At 62.6% G+C, this 14,507-nt stretch carries 10 protein-coding genes and 1 tRNA gene; 8 read left to right on the top strand and 3 right to left on the bottom strand.

Going from position 1 to position 14,507, the window contains the following annotated elements:
• Positions 1-316 precede the first annotated feature (316 nt).
• The gene (locus tag B5F70_RS01680; protein WP_087203811.1) at positions 317-1,732 is read right to left on the bottom strand and encodes an MATE family efflux transporter; all 1,416 of its coding nucleotides are present in this window, start codon (positions 1,730-1,732) and stop codon (positions 317-319) included.
• 198 nt (positions 1,733-1,930) lie between these two features.
• Here B5F70_RS01680 and ftsH point away from each other — a divergent pair, with 198 nt between their 5' ends.
• From ftsH to B5F70_RS01645, 7 genes are all read left to right on the top strand, one after another.
• Entirely contained in the window at positions 1,931-3,844 is a 1,914-nt protein-coding gene (gene ftsH, locus B5F70_RS01675) for an ATP-dependent zinc metalloprotease FtsH (protein ID WP_206383474.1), read from the top strand.
• A 229-nt stretch (positions 3,845-4,073) separates the two neighbouring features.
• The gene (locus B5F70_RS01670) at positions 4,074-4,940 is read left to right on the top strand and encodes an NYN domain-containing protein (RefSeq protein WP_241145864.1); all 867 of its coding nucleotides are present in this window, start codon (positions 4,074-4,076) and stop codon (positions 4,938-4,940) included.
• 11 nt (positions 4,941-4,951) lie between these two features.
• On the top strand, positions 4,952-5,383 hold the full coding sequence (locus tag B5F70_RS01665; protein WP_087203808.1) for a DUF523 domain-containing protein: 432 nt from the start codon (positions 4,952-4,954) through the stop codon (positions 5,381-5,383).
• Between the two features lie 455 nt (positions 5,384-5,838).
• Positions 5,839-8,667, top strand: coding sequence for an isoleucine--tRNA ligase (ileS, locus tag B5F70_RS01660; RefSeq protein WP_087203807.1), 2,829 nt, complete (start codon positions 5,839-5,841; stop codon positions 8,665-8,667).
• 51 nt (positions 8,668-8,718) lie between these two features.
• Positions 8,719-9,300 (top strand): signal peptidase II, encoded by a 582-nt coding sequence (gene lspA / locus B5F70_RS01655; protein ID WP_087203806.1) that lies wholly within the window; start codon positions 8,719-8,721, stop codon positions 9,298-9,300.
• A 1-nt stretch (position 9,301) separates the two neighbouring features.
• A complete protein-coding gene (locus B5F70_RS01650; RefSeq protein ID WP_087203805.1) occupies positions 9,302-10,321 on the top strand; it encodes an RluA family pseudouridine synthase in 1,020 nt (339 codons plus the stop codon).
• 143 nt (positions 10,322-10,464) lie between these two features.
• Positions 10,465-11,769, top strand: a complete 1,305-nt coding sequence (locus B5F70_RS01645; RefSeq protein WP_087203804.1) for a glycosyltransferase family 2 protein — start codon at positions 10,465-10,467, stop codon at positions 11,767-11,769.
• Positions 11,770-12,113: 344 nt separating this feature from the next.
• On the opposite strand, the gene B5F70_RS01640 is transcribed toward B5F70_RS01645, so the two are convergent.
• Together B5F70_RS01640 and B5F70_RS01635 are read right to left on the bottom strand one after the other, a co-directional pair.
• Complete coding sequence (locus B5F70_RS01640) at positions 12,114-13,235, bottom strand: IS1249 family transposase (protein ID WP_087203803.1); 1,122 nt, start codon at positions 13,233-13,235, stop codon at positions 12,114-12,116.
• 238 nt (positions 13,236-13,473) lie between these two features.
• Positions 13,474-13,548, bottom strand: a tRNA-Asn gene (locus tag B5F70_RS01635).
• Between the two features lie 132 nt (positions 13,549-13,680).
• On the opposite strand from B5F70_RS01635, the gene B5F70_RS01630 reads away from it, so the two are divergent.
• Complete coding sequence (locus B5F70_RS01630) at positions 13,681-14,499, top strand: ABC transporter permease (protein WP_241145863.1); 819 nt, start codon at positions 13,681-13,683, stop codon at positions 14,497-14,499.
• The last annotated feature ends 8 nt before the right edge of the window (positions 14,500-14,507 follow it).

Genomic DNA, 14,507 nt, shown 5'->3' with positions numbered 1-14,507 from the left:
TAGACATTGGCGCAGCCACTCCAGGCAACTATCGCACTAGTGAGTGTGTGCCGTCGCTTCCTGCAATTATCGAGGTAGTGAACCCCAAAATGCGCAAAATCCGTTCTCGATGGCTGCGGGTCCACTACCACGATAATTGCAGGCGTTTTACCAGCGTTCTTTCCACAAGCTATGCTTCGGGTTCATCAACCGGGTTCATTACCTCAAATCTTGCAGAAAACGTCGACGTGGGCCCTTAGACGCTTCGTCGAATGCTCGAAATTCGGCGGAGCGCGTGCGGACCGCGGCGTTAGACACCCACAAACTACGCGCAGCTCTAGATCTCCACTATACGGCGTTCGCTGGACTCGCCTTTGAGCTTGGCGGCGCGCGCCTCAGCATGGCGGAGCCAATGCCCCCAGTGGTGGTAGGCAACAAAGAGGACCGCCGTGAGAATCCAGGTCACCGGGTAGACGAGCAGCATCGTCTCGATGGTGTGGTGGAGTGGCACGACGGCAAGCAGCCAGATCACGCGGAAGACGACGGTACCCAGGATGGTGAGGAGCATTGGGCGAAAGCTCTCGCCCGAGCCACGAATCGCGCCCGAGGTGTTGTCGACGATCGAGTAAAACAGGTAGAACGGTGCGATGAAGTGGATCATCGTGGTCGTGTAGGCGGTCACGTGGGGGTCGTCGATGAAGATGCGCGAGAGCGGTCCCACAAATGCGACGAGGAGCGCTGAAAGGCCGCCCACGAGGGCGACGGTGATTACGAGCGAGGTGTGGTAGCCGCGGCGCATGCGCTCGTAGTTGCGGGCGCCGAAGTTCTGGGCGGCGAACGTCGTCATGGAGACACCGAGTGCCTCGGTGACCATCCATACGATCGCATCGAGGCGGCTCGAGAGGCCCCAGCCGGTCACGGCGTCGGTTCCAAAGGTGTTGACCGTGGACTGGAGGATGATGTTCGACACCGAGTAGACCGAGGACTGGATGCCCAAGGGAAGCCCCGTTGCGAGCATGCTCGCGCAGATGCGCCTATCGATTCCGAGGTGGCTGGGGATGAGGCGCCAGGCGCCGGGGGCGCGCATGAGGCGCGCGCAGATGAGCGCGGCGTTGATGAAGAGCGTGGTTGCGGTCGCGATGCCGCAGCCCATAGCCTCGAGGCCGAGTATGGCGACGAGGATGTAGTCGAGGACGGCGTTGATGACGCAGCCGCTCGCGATGATGAGGGCGGGGGTGCGCGTGTCGCCGACCGAGCGAAGGAGTGCGGAACCCATGTTGAGCACGAGCGAGAAGACCATGCCCGCCGCGTAGCAGCGTGCGTAGGGCACGGCCTCGGCCATAAGCTCGGCCGGTGTCCCCATGAGCTCGAGCACGTGCGGGATGAAGATGACGCCGGCGACGGAGAGCGTAAGTCCCAGCACGAGCGCCACGGTCATGGCGGTGTGGATGGCGCGCGAGAGGCGCTCGTCGTCATGGCTGCCGAAGAACTGGCCGGAGATGACGGCGCATCCAGCGCCCACGCCAACCGAGAAGCCAACGGCGAGCTCGAAGAGCGAGGCGGTCGCCTGTACGCCTCCCAGGGCGAGCTTCCCGCCGAACTGGCCTAAGATAAACGTGTTAATGAGGGCGTGCGCCTGCTGGAAGAACGAGCTGAAGAAGATGGGGACGCAGAGCAGCAGAAGCTGTTGCCAGATGATGCCCCGAGTAACATCGAGGGACTGCTGTGACCTGTGTTGCCTCGTCTGTGCCATGCGCTACCCCTGCCGCCTTCCCGGGACGCCCGTCCCGTATGCTCCCAAACTGAACCATCATACAAACCGTGTGGGTGCGACTCAAGGGCAACCGAAAACCGCCCTTCTTGATAACGGCGGAGGGGCCTTGGCTCGGTTTATCGAGCGAAGACTTGGGTATCCTCAAAGCATTGCAACAACCCGATGGGAGATATGTCAATGGAAATGGATGACCATAAGCGTAGACGCACGATGATCCTCTACGTGATCCTCGCGATGGCTGTCTATCTGGTGCTGAGCACGCTACTTTTTCCTAACTTGGGACAGCGCGTGCAGATCAACCAGGTGAGTTACACGCAGTTTTTGGATGACCTTGATGAGAAGAAGGTGGCCGGCGTCGATTACAACACCGGAGATGCCACCGCCGTCTACACCCTGAAGAAGGACGTGGGGGAGGACGGGTCGACAGATGTCGCCTATCAGACGACCGTCATGCCGAACGACTCCGATCTCACGAACCGCATCGTCGACGCCGGTGCGTCCCTCGACGTGACCATACCGAGCAACGACGGGAACATCTGGGTCTACTTCCTGATCTATTTCAGCCCCATTATCATCTTCCTGCTCTTTGGCTGGTGGTTGAACCGCCGCATGAAGAAAGCGATGGGCGATGACGGTCCGTCGATGAACTTCGGCTCGGGCGGGTTCGGCGGCATGGGCGGCGGCCTCGGCAAGAGCGGCGCCCGCATCGTGGCGTCGAAGGACGTCGGGGTGACGTTCAAGGACGTCGCCGGTCAGGAGGAGGCGAAGGAGTCCCTCAAGGAGGTCGTCGACTTCCTGGAGAACCCCAAGCGCTACGAGGACATCGGCGCGCGCCTGCCGAGGGGCGCCCTGCTCGTCGGCCCTCCGGGTACGGGCAAGACGCTGCTCGCCAAGGCTGTCGCCGGTGAGGCGGGTGTGCCATTCTTCTCCATCTCGGGCTCCGAGTTCGTCGAGATGTTCGTCGGTCGCGGTGCCGCCAAGGTCCGTGACCTCTTCAAGCAGGCCAATGAGAAGGCGCCCTGCATCGTCTTCATCGACGAGATCGATGCCGTCGGCAAGCGGCGCGATGCGGGTCTTTCCACCAACGATGAGCGCGAGCAGACGCTGAACCAGCTCCTCACCGAGATGGACGGCTTCGATAACCACAAGGGTATCGTGGTGCTCGCAGCCACGAACCGCCCCGATTCGCTCGATCCGGCGCTTTTGCGCCCCGGCCGCTTTGACCGTCGCGTCCCTGTGGAGCTTCCCGACCTTGCGGGCCGCAAGGCGATTCTCGAGCTCCATGCCAAGGACGTGAAGACGGAGCCGCCCATCGACCTTTCCGCCATCGCCCGCGCCACGCCGGGCGCCTCGGGCGCGGACCTCTCCAACATCATCAACGAGGGCGCGCTGCGCGCCGTGCGGCAGGGACGCAACCGGGCGACGCAGGATGACTTCGAGGAGTCGGTGGAGGTCGTCATCGCCGGTCAGCAGCGTAAGTCGACGGTGCTCTCCGACCATGAGAAGCAGGTCGTCTCCTACCACGAGATCGGCCACGCCATCGTCGCCGCCAACATGAAGGAGGGCGCTCCGGTCACCAAGATCACCATCGTGCCGCGCACGTCGGGTGCGCTCGGCTACACCATGCAGGTGGAGGAGGACGAGAAGTTCCTCACCACCAAGCAGGAGGTCCTCGACAAGCTCGCGGTCTACTGCGGCGGCCGCGCCGCCGAGGAGCTCATCTTCGGTGAGATGACGACGGGCGCCGCCAACGATATCGAGCAGGCCACCAAGCTCGCGCGCAACATGATCACGCGCTTCGGCATGTCCGACGAGTTCGGCATGATGGCGCTCGGCACCGTGCAGAACGCCTACCTCAATCAGGACACCTCGCTCACCTGCGCCCCCGGTACCGCCGAGCGCGTGGACGACGCGGTTCTGAAGCTGATCGAGGATGCCCACCAGCGCGCCCTGCAGGTGCTGCGCGAGAACAAGTTCAAGCTCCACGAGCTCGCGCGCTACCTGTACAAGAAGGAGACCATCACCGGTGATGAGTTCATGACGCTCCTGAAGCGCGAGAACCCGCTCATGCCGCCCAAGCCCCAGGCGTAGGCGATCAACCGGTAGGTTGGCCGCCCCCCGGCGCAACCGTCTGTGCTCAGACAGTCCTCGAAAGCCCCGCTTCGGCGGGGCTTTCTGCGGAACTGCGCCAGACGGTTGCGCCGGGGAGGGGCGGCCACTTGGGTTGAGGCTCTGGCCTAGAGTTCCTGTGGGCTTGACGTGCTGGTTGTGCGCGCAGGGTACCATGGGGGTAATCCTGTGTTTCAGAAAGGCTGGAAACGTGTCTGATAATGACCTTCGGTTCGCGATTCTTATCGATGCGGATAACATCGCGCCCAAATACATCAAGATTATTCTCGACGAGGTGGCAAATTCCGGCGTCGCCACGTACAAGCGCATCTACGGTGACTGGACGAGCCAGAGGCTCACTTCGTGGAAGGATTGCCTGCTCGAAAACTCGATCATCCCCATGCAGCAGTACAGCTACACCGCGGGCAAAAACGCTACCGATTCGGCGATGATCATCGACGCGATGGACATCCTCTATTCGGGAAATGTTGACGGGTTTGCCATCGTGAGCTCTGACTCCGACTTCACGCGCCTTGTTGCGCGCCTGCGTGAGAGCGGCATGCAGGTTATCGGCATGGGGGAGCAGAAGACCCCCGAGCCCTTCATCTCTGCCTGCAACCAGTTCAAGTATCTCGACCTGCTCTATGCCTCCCGTGCGGACGAGGGTGAGGACGACGCGGAGGTCTCTGATTCAGGCACCGCCGAGCGCCGTGCCCGTCGTCATCCCGGTGATGCGGGTGGAGCACGCGCAGCTGGCGCGGGTAACGGCGGCGAGGCCGCGGGAGATGCCGTGAACTTTGCCGAGATGAGTCGCGCGGCGCGGCGCAACCACATGAAAAAGATCCGCCAGACCATCAACGCCATCATCGACAAGTTCTCCGATGACGACGGCTGGGTCGCGCTGGGGCGCGTGGGGGACGAGCTTGCCAAACGCCTGCCCGACTTCGATGTGCGCAACTACGGCTTCAAGAAGCTGCGCCCGTTCTTGAAGTCGCTCGGGGTTTACGAGTTCGCTGAGCCCGAGAGTGGCTCTGGTCAGCATCAGATCTATCTGCGCCTGCGCGAGCAGGAGAACTAGGGGGTAGCGCGATGCGTGTGGTGGTGAGCGTCTGCCTTTTGGGCGAGCGGTGCAAGTACAACGGCGGTTCGAACGAGAACCTCGCCCTGATCGAGCGCCTGCGCGCGGAGGGTCATGAGGTGGTGCCCGTTTGCCCCGAGGTCGCCGGTGGGCTTCCCACGCCGCGTCCACGGTCGGAGATATTGGAAGGCGCCGTGGTGAACGAGTTTGGCGCGAGTGTGGACGAGGAGTTCCGCGCCGGCGCCAAGCGCGAGCTTGAGCGCGCCCTCTCGGGCGGTCCCATCGACATGGCGATTCTGCAGCCGCGCAGCCCTTCGTGCGGCGTGGATGAAATCTACGACGGCACCTTCTCTGGTGTCCTCGTGCCCGGTGACGGCGTTTTTGCGCGCCTTTTGCGCGGGCGCGGCGTTTCGTGTGTTACGCCGGCGCAATATATGGAATAGCGTCCGTGCGCATGCTACAATACCGCCCACAGGCTGTGATGGGGAGGAGTAGCCGGTCCCCGCGCAGATGAGAGAGCGGACCCGAGGCGCCGAGTGCCTTGGCTGAGAGGTTCGCCTGCGCGCCCGCGTGAAAATCACCCCGGAGCCGCGACCCGAACAGGGCTGGTGGGACGGCTGCATGTTTTGACCCCGTCCCCAACCATGCATCTTAGTAGGCGTCGCCGGGACGACCGCCGTCATGTGGTCGGCCGAGTACGGGTGCAAATGTGCACCTAAGCTGGGTGGTATAGCGAAGAGCTTCACGCGGGCAAGACCCGTTTCATGAGCGCTTCGTCCCAGCTTGCAGGGACGGGCGCTTTTTTTGTTGGCGCCCCGGGGCGTCGGAAACTCTTTTCGCGGCGCCCCGTACGATACGGGGCGTTTTGCCAGGCGCCCCGGTAGGAAAGGGATGAGCGATGGCGAAGAAAGAGAAGAGCGTCTACCAGGAGACCATGCATCTCCCCAAGACGGGGTTCCCCATGCGCGCGGGTCTCTCTAAGAGCGAGCCGGCCCGCCTTGCGCGGTGGAACGAGAACCATCTCTACGAGCAGCTTCAGAAGAAGAACGAGGGCCATGAGCAATTCGTCCTGCACGATGGCCCCCCGTATGCGAACGGCCCCATCCACATCGGCCACGCGATGAACAAGATCTCCAAAGACATCATCATGCGCTATCACGCCATGAACGGCTATCAGACGCCGTACGTCCCCGGTTGGGACTGCCATGGCCAGCCCATCGAGCACAAGGTGGAGGAGGCGCTCGGCACGGCGGCCTTCAACGCCACGCCCACGGCCAAGATCCGTGAAATGTGCCACGAGTTCGCCGTCGAGAACCTCGACTTGCAGCGCGAGGGCTTCAAGCGCCTGGGCGTCCTCGGCGACTGGGACCATCCCTATCTCACGCTCTATCACGAGCACGATGCCGCCGACATCGAGGTCTTCAAGGCCATGTTCGACCGCGGCATGATCTACCGCGGCCGCAAGCCCGTCCATTGGTGCAAGCACTGCCACACCGCGCTCGCCGAGGCCGAGATCGAGTACGCCGACGAGGTCTCGCCCTCCATCTTCGTGCGCTTCGAGCTTATCGACGTGCCGGATGAGCTCAAGACGGCGGGCGTGCCCGTCGACGTCGTGATCTGGACGACGACCCCTTGGACGCTTCCCGCCAACGCCGGCGTGGCCCTCTTGGGCGAGGCCGATTACGTGGCCGTCGAGGCCCAGGGTCGCTTGGGCATCATGGCGAAGGCGCTGTGGGAGAAGGTCTTCCACGGCGTCGCGAAGCTCGAGGACGCGCGCCTCTTCACGCCGGAGGGCGCCGACGCGCCCTGGTGCGCTCAAGGCGAGGACCTCGTGGGCCTCACCTATAAGCAGCCCATCTTCGAGGGCGTAACCGGCCGCGTCGTCACGGCCGACTACGTCACGCTCGAGGACGGCACCGGCTGCGTGCACACCGCGCCCGGCCATGGCGTGGACGACTACTACACCGGTGTGCGCTGCGACCTCCCCATCATCATGCCCGTCGACGACGACGGCCGATTCTATGTGGGCGATACCTACGGTACGGGCGGCCCCTTCTCCGGCCTGGACACCGATGAGGCCAACCCGAAGATCATCGCCTGGCTCGCCGAGCGCGGCATGCTGCTCGCCGAGGTCAAGATCAACCACTCCTACCCCCACTGCTGGCGCTGCAAGAACCCGACGATCTTCCGCGCGACGGACCAGTGGTTCGTCTCCATGGACGAGACGGGCCTTCGCGAGCAGGCTCTCGATCAGGTGCTGAACCATGTTACGTGGTACCCCGATCGCGCCAAGAACCGTATCGGCGCCATGGTGGAGGGCCGTCCGGATTGGTGCATCTCGCGCCAGCGCAACTGGGGCGTGCCGATCCCCAGCTTCACGTGCGCCGACTGCGGCGAGAAGGTCATGAACGACGCCACGCTCGACGCCGTCATAGCCCTCTTCAAGGCCGAGGGCTCCGACGCCTGGTTCACGAAGGCACCCGAGGAGTACCTCGGCGATGCCTGCGTCTGCCCCCATTGCGGCGGCCATCATCTGAAGGCCGACCGGGACATCCTCGATGTGTGGTGGGACTCCGGCGTCTCCTGGAAGGCCGTATGCGAGAATCGCCCCGAGCTCCGCTATCCGGCGGATCTCTACCTCGAGGGCTCCGACCAGCATCGCGGCTGGTTCCAGAGCTCGCTTCTCACGAGCGTGGGCGCCAACGGCGTCGCACCCTACAAGGCGGTCGTCTCTCAGGGCTTCACGCTCGACGGCCAGGGCCGCAAGATGTCCAAGTCGCTCGGCAACGTCATCGACCCCAACAAGGTCTGCGACGAGATGGGCGCCGACATCATCCGCCTGTGGGTGGCATCGGTCGACACGTCGACCGACGTCGCCATCGACCATGAGATCCTCGCGCGCACCTCGGACGCCTACCGCCGCTTCCGCAACACGTTCCGCTTCCTGCTGGGCGAGCTCGAGGGCCAGTACGACGCCGAGCGCGACCACGTGGCGTTCGACGACCTCACGCCGCTCGACAAGATCATGGTGGCGCGCCTGACGCAGGTTCAGGCCGAGGTGGACGACGCCTACGCGTCCTACGAGTTCAACCGCGCCTACCGCACGCTCTACGACTTCGTGGTGACCGAGCTCTCCAACGTCTATCTCGATGCGCTCAAGGACCGCCTCTACTGCGAGCGCGAGGGTTCGCTGGCTCGTCGCAGCGCGCAGACCGTTCTGGCCGAGCTCCTGTCGATGCTCCTGCGCGACCTGCAGCCCATCCTCTCGTTCACGTGCGACGAGGTCATGGCCTATACCCCCGAGGGCATCCGCGACGGGCAGGAGTACGCCGCGCTCCTCGATTGGTACCGGGCGCCCATCACCCTCGAGGAGGCGGCCGAGCTCGCACCCGTGCTCGACGCGGCGCTCGAGCTGCGCGCCGTCGTGACGAAGGCGCTCGAGGACAAGCGCTCCGAGGGCGCGTTCACCAAGAGCCAGGAGGTGCGCGTCGCGGCCACGGTGCCCGAGGCGAGCTACGCGCTCCTCACCGGCGACGGCGCACCCGACCTCGCCGAGTTCTTCATCGTCTCCGAGGTTGAGCTCACCTTGGGCGACGAGGTCTCCGCTACTGTCGAGGCCGCGCGGGGCGAGCGCTGCGACCGCTGCTGGAACTACCGCACCTCAACGGGCGCCCACGGTGCGCATGCCCATATCTGCGACCGCTGCGCCGAGGCGCTGGAGGCTTAAGTGGTCCCGGCTGCTTCGCGAGACGAGCAACAGAGGTGCCCGGGCACGCGGATGGTGCCCGGGCTGCCGTGGCGGCTGGCGGTTGCCGGCTCGCTCGGCCTGCTCGTGCTGGTGGTGGACCAGCTCACCAAAGCCTGGGTGCGCGACGCGCTGGTGGCCGGCGCGTTCCCGATGACGGTCATTCCCGGTGTGATCGAGTTCGATTTCGTCGCGAATACCGGGGTCTCGTTCGGGCTGGCGGCGGGCTTCGGCTCCGCCTTCGTGCTGCTCGCTGTGGTCGTCGTGGCTGCGGCCGCCATCTATCTCACCCGTGCCCGCCTGGTGTCGCGCTGGGAGGTCGTGGGCCTCGGTATGCTTGCGGGCGGCGCCATCGGCAACGCCATCGATCGCGCGCTCTTCGGGTTCGTCACCGATTTCATCGCGACCGCGTTCATCGACTTCCCCGTCTTCAACGTAGCCGATATCGGCATCACCGTCGGTGTCGCCATAGCGCTCATCGGCTTCATGGTGTTCTCCCCTGCAGCGCATCGCGACCGTGAGCCGGAGGCGTCCTCTGCGGGGGACGTCCCGCCAGAGCCCTCGGCCGCCGGCTCTGGCGACGGTGCCGACAGAACGCCCGGGGAGGGGCTCTAGCATGCCGGGAGACGTACATATTCTCGTCGATGCGGCTGACGCCGGCACTCGGCTCGACGCGTTTCTCGGGGTACAGGACGCCTGTCCCTCTCGGTCGGCTTGCGTCCATCTCATCGAGGCCGGCGCGGTCGTCGTGAACGGGGAGACGTGTCTTTCCAAGAAGTACGCCGTCGCCGCGGGCGACCGCATCTCGGTCGAGCTCCCCGACAGGGAGGAGCCGGGCATCGTGGTGGGCCAGAACATCCCGCTCGATATCCGCTACGAGGACGATTATCTCATCGTGCTCTCCAAACAGCGGGGGCTGGTCTGCCACCCCGCGCACGGGCATGCGGACGGCACGCTCGCAAACGCCCTTGTCTACCACTGCGGTATCGAGCACCTGGGCACCGTGCAGGGGGAGGACCGCCCCGGCATCGTTCACCGCCTCGACCGGGACACCTCGGGGCTCATGCTCGCCGCTAAGGACGACGACACGCAGCGCGCGCTGCAGGACCTCATCCGCCTCCGCACGCTCGACCGCCGCTACATCACGCTCGTGCACGGCTACGTCGCCATGGACGAGGGTCGTATCGACACCGGCATCGCCCGCTCCACGCGGGACCGCCAGAAGATGGCGGTCTCCGACGACCCCTTCGCGCGCCAGGCCATCACGACGTTCAGGGTGCTCGAGCGCTTCGATGCGGGGCGCTTCGATGACGGCTACACGCTGCTCGAATGCCATCTCTACACGGGGCGCACGCACCAGATCCGCGTGCATATGCGCCACATCAACCACCCCTGCGTGGGCGACCCCCTGTACGGTCGGGGAGGGCGGTACGCCGAGCGGGCGGACCGCGGGCTCACGCGACAGTTCCTGCACTCCTGGCGCGTTGCGTTCACCCACCCGGAGACGGGGGAGACCATCGAGTGCCGCGATGAGCTGCCGTGGGATCTCGCCGCGGTTCTCGAGGAGCTCGAGCCGGCATCGCTCGGGCGCACGGAGGCGGGGGAGGAGATCGTGCCCCAGCTCGGGCTCCAGTGAGAATAGGGGGACGGGTGCGTTTCTCTCATTTTTGAGAAAAACGCACCCGTCCCCCTATTCTCACTTCGAGAGCTCGAAGCATCGGCTACACTCTCGCGTATCTGCCAGCTTACCCTCTGCGATTCTGGGAGGCGCTCTCGCGCATGCCGTTCTTCCCTTTTCCTGCCGACTGGACTCCCATCACGGTCTTTAACTACACGCTCATGATGCTTTTGAGCGTGCTCTGCTTCTACCAGCTCATTCTCTTTGTGGTGGGTCTCCTCAAGGGGGAGGTGAGCTATCCTCCGGCCAAGCGTCTCCATCGGTACGCGTTCTTTATCGCGGCGCATAATGAGGAGCCCGTGATCGGCAACCTCGTGAGGTCTATCCTCGACCAGGATTATCCCTCCGAGCTTATCGACGTCTTTGTGGTCGCTGATGCCTGCACCGACAACACGGCCGAGGCGGCGCGGCGCGCCGGTGCCATCGTCTACGAGCGCAACGACCTTGCGCGTAAGGGCAAGAGCTGGGTCATGGACTACGGTTTTCGGCGTATCCTCGAGCAGTACCCCGGACGGCACGAGGGTTTCTTTATCTTTGATGCCGATAACCTTGTCTCGCGCGATTACACCCGCATCATGAATGACGCCTTCGACCAGGGATACCAGGCCGTCACGAGCTACCGTAACTCCAAGAACTTCGGCAGCTCGTGGATTAGCGCGGCCTACGCCACGTCCTTCATCCGCGAGGCGCGCTTCCTCAACAACGCGCGCATGCTTTGCGGCACCTCGTGTGCGGTCTCGGGTTCCGGCTACCTTATCTCGGCCGACATCGTCCGGGGTATGCAAGGGTGGCGGTTCCATACGCTCACCGAGGACATCCAGTTCTCCACCTTCTGCGCTATGCACGGGATTCGGATTGCCTACGCGCCCGCCGAGTTCTTTGACGAGCAGCCGGTGACCTTTAAGGCTTCCTGGAAGCAGCGCATGCGCTGGACCAAGGGGTTCTATCAGGTCTTCTTTACCTACGGTTTGGGGCTGTTCAAGTCGTTTACGCTCTTTCGACGCTTCGCCGCGTACGACTTCTTTGTAACGGTGGGGCCGGGGACCATCTTTACCATGCTCTCTACTGTGGCTAACCTTGCGTTTCTCGTTGTGGGAAGCCTGAGCCATGGGTTCCTTGCGACCGCAGCCGAGCTGGACAGCTGCCTTGTGTCGCTCATCACCATGCTTGCCACGAGCTACCTCACGTTCTTTATCGGCGGGCTCATCGTGGTCATCGTTGAGAGAAAGCATTTCCATTGCCCTGTGCGCTGGCGTTTTGTGGCGAACCTCTTTACCTATCCGCTGTTCATGCTTACGTACATCCCCATCAACGTGGTCGCGCTTTTCCGTAAGGTCGATTGGGTGCCCACCCCGCACAACGTCGCCGTCACGCTCGACGACGTCGTCAAGGAGCCCACGGCGTAGCGCGCTTAACATTCGAGTAGGGGGTCAGTATCAAAACTTCGCATCAAGGTAAGGATTGAATCGCACTCTCCTGAGTAGATGATGCAACGACCCTTGCAAAACTGCTGGTAGAGAGGTTGAGTAAAATCGGGCTACCTGAGAAACCCCGATTCCATCCTTACCTTGACGCGAAGTGTTTTTGTTAAGTGGTTCCCGAACGGTTTCCAGACCGTAGAGCAAGGTCATGAGCTCGAAAGAATTGCGGTGGGTTCGTGACGTTCGCGGCAATCAAGAGCGCGTGGATAACGCCTTGCGGATAACGCGCTGCGTCAAATGGGGGTTATAGGACAAAAAGTGTGTATGGGCTAGTCCCAGTCCATGCGGTATGGCTCGGAGCGATGCAGCTCTGACCACACTATGGCATCTCCCCACTGAGGAATGGTTCCTTGTAGCTTGTCCTGCTGATTGAGTCTCTCGTATATAGCTCTGATAGAGCCGTCCGTCGGCATGGCACGCAGGATCTCCGCTGCAGGCAGGGGGCTCGGGCCGTGCATATAGCACCACCAGAAGATCGCCTTGAGCCTGCGTTCGATAGAAAGTCCCCTATGGTCCCTGAGCATGGCTCTGAGCTGCGCGTTGGTGCCGCCTTCGATACGGTTGTTGGTGGCCGGGAGAGGGGCGAGGTGCTCTAGGCGGGGATCAAGGTAGGTGAACAGCGTCCCGGCGTTGATGAGCCGGGCGAGAGACCTCCGCGCCTTGACGAGGCGTTCATGCGCGAGGACGCACCTTCCCTCTTCCGTCTTCGTTCTCTCCGATAGGAAGTCGTCCCACCCCTCGGACCACGCAAGGAATGCCTCCGCCCACCCCTGCGCCTCTTTAAGGGTGGTGATGCCGAGCAGCGCTTTGGCAAGGCCGTACAGCTCTGCGCCCGTCTGCGTGCGGGGCTTCGAGGTGGTGTAGCGCTTGACCCGGGAGAATGCGTGGAAGATGCAGCGTTGATGGTGCGCACGGGGCCATGTCTTTCTGAGCGCCTTCGGAAAGCCGTCGCCCCCGTCCGAGACGACCACCTCGGGGGCGGCTATGCGCTGCATCAAGGCCGACCAGCCGCGGCTGTTCTCCGCACGGCAAAGGTGCCGTCCCAGTACGTGGCGCTCATCCGAGGCGATGAGCACGACGGCCTTTCTTCCGAGGTGTATGCCGTCAACGTAGATGACGCTTCGCGGCTCCTCTATCTTGGGCGGCATGGGCCATATATCCCAGAAGGGCGCGCACTTCCTTCTGAAGGTCCTGCCGGCCCCCGTCATATCTGATTGACGTTTGCGGGACAAAAGCCACGCCAGGAAGGTTCTAAGGTCCTTGGCAGAGGTGTCGCTCTTCCTCACCGAGCTCGAGCCGCAGCACCTACATCTGAAGCGAGTCCTGCCAGCTTTCGTTTTCCCGTTCTTAACCATATTGGAGCCGCAAACAGGGCAGCGGGGATTTCCCATGGCAACCTCGCAGATAGGCCAACTTCACTGTTAGAAACAACATGGTCTACTTGCGAGGATATGAAATTCTATACACACCTTTTGTCCAGGCAAAAAGTTGGGACGATGCAACTCGAAGAGGCAACTTATAGGTATCTACCTGCAGTGATACAGGAATCCCATACACACTTTTTGTCCTATAAGCCTCAAATGGTGCTCTTTAAGGAAAAAACCCGCCGGAGGCGGGTCAGGAAATCAATGGCTCCCCGGGTAGGACTCGAACCTACAACAGCGCGGTTAACAGCCGCGTGCTCTACCATTGAGCTACCGAGGAATTGGTGGCTGCTCGCAAGCAACAAGGATTAGTATACAGAACTCGTGGCGGATGGCAAGGGAATTTTTTAAAAAATTGGCGTGTGTTAGAATGCATCTCGCATATACGAACCCCAAGCAAGAGGAGCCGTCCGTGGCCAACACAAACGAGGGCACCTACTCCACGCATGCGCGCAGCGATTTTGAGAAGGACATCTTCGTCCTCAAGCAGCTCGTTACCAAGGATTTTAAGATCAAGTACCGCCGGAGTTTCCTCGGCGTTGCCTGGAGCGTGCTCAACCCGCTTCTCATGATGGTCGTCATGAGCGTGGTGTTCTCGACGCTCCTCGGCTCCAACATCGAGCATTTCCCGCTCTACCTCATTCTCGGCAACATCACCTACTCGCTCATGAGCGATTCCACGAGCAAGGCCGTCACCTCCATTCTCGAGGCGGCGCCGCTCCTCAAGAAGGTCAAGATCGACCGCTTTGTGTTCCCCGTGCAGAAGGTGCTCTTCGCGCTCGTCAACTTCGCCTTCTCGCTCATCGCTGTAGCCTTCGTCATGCTGTGGTTCCGCGTCGTGCCCACCTGGCACCTCATCTGGCTTCCCGTGTGCCTCGGCCTCCTCATGGTCTTCTGCATCGGCATCGGCCTCATACTCTCCGCCGCCACCGTGTTCTTCCGCGACGTCATCCATCTGTGGAGCGTCGTCCTCACCGCCTGGAACTACCTGACGCCGGTGTTCTGGGACTTCCAGATGCTCCTCGACCGCGGCGCGCCCGCGTGGACCATCGGTATCGTTAAGATGAACCCCATGTACGGGTTCGTCACCTTCATGCGCGATATCGTGCTCTGGCAGCAGAACCCCTCGCTCGAGATCCTGGCCCTCTGCGCTGTTTGGTCCGTCGTCATGCTCGCCATCGGCATCTTCGTGTTCCGCAAGACCGAGCACAAGTTCATCCTCTACATCTAAGGACGCAT

Source organism: Collinsella sp. An268 (assembly GCF_002159765.1).
Classification (GTDB): Bacteria; Actinomycetota; Coriobacteriia; order Coriobacteriales; family Coriobacteriaceae; genus Coprousia.
Note: the sequence above shows the minus strand (reverse complement) of the source record. Positions and strands in the feature narration are given on the sequence as shown.